Source organism: Streptomyces morookaense, from assembly GCF_013030945.1.
Classification (GTDB): domain Bacteria; phylum Actinomycetota; class Actinomycetes; order Streptomycetales; family Streptomycetaceae; genus Streptomyces; species Streptomyces morookaensis.
Genome location: NZ_JABBXF010000202.1, coordinates 1 through 748, shown reverse-complemented (window position 1 = coordinate 748; position 748 = coordinate 1). Strand labels below are relative to the sequence as shown.

Here is a 748-nt window from a genome sequence, read left to right as displayed (position 1 = left end):
GGCCGTTGATGGCGGCGATACCGACCTTCTCGGTGAAGTGCGGCAGGACCTCCTCTTCCGTGGCCTGCACCGCCACCATCGCGCCACCCGCAGGCAGCGCCTGCATCAACGCAGCACGCGCCGACACCAGCTTCGCCGCATCCTCCAGCGACAACACACCCGCCACATGCGCGGCAGCAACCTCACCCACCGAGTGCCCGGCCACGTAATCCGGCCGCACACCCCACGACTCCAACAACCGGAACAACGCCACCTCGACCGCGAACAACGCAGGCTGCGTCATGCCCGTCCGGTGCAGCTCCTCGGAGTCCACATCGATCACGGCATCGAGCTGTGCACACACCTCGTCATACGCGCCCGCAAACACCGGGTACTCCGCGTACAACTCCCGTCCCATGCCCAGGCGCTGCGACCCCTGCCCCGAGAACAGGAAGCCCACCTTGCCACCGGCGGCCACGCCCTGGACGACGTGTCCGGCGGACCGGTCGTGCAGGAGGGAGCGCAGCCCGTCGAGGAGTTCCTCACGGTCCCGGCCCACGACGACCGCACGGTGCTCGAACGCCGCACGTGCTGTCGCCAGCGAGAAGCCGACATCGGTCAACGGCAGTTCGGAGCCGGCAGCGGACAGCAGCTGCTCCGCCTGCGCCTTCAGCGCCGCCTCGCTCTTCGCCGACAGCACCCACGGCACCACCGCACCATCCTTCGGCGGGGCCGGCAGCTGCGCCACCGCAGGCGCCTGCTCGACGAT

At 69.5% G+C, this 748-nt stretch carries 1 protein-coding gene; it reads right to left on the bottom strand.

The window, feature by feature from the left end:
• Positions 1 to 748: acyltransferase domain-containing protein (locus HG542_RS34150; RefSeq protein ID WP_171088320.1), on the bottom strand; the 748-nt coding region annotated here is incomplete at both ends.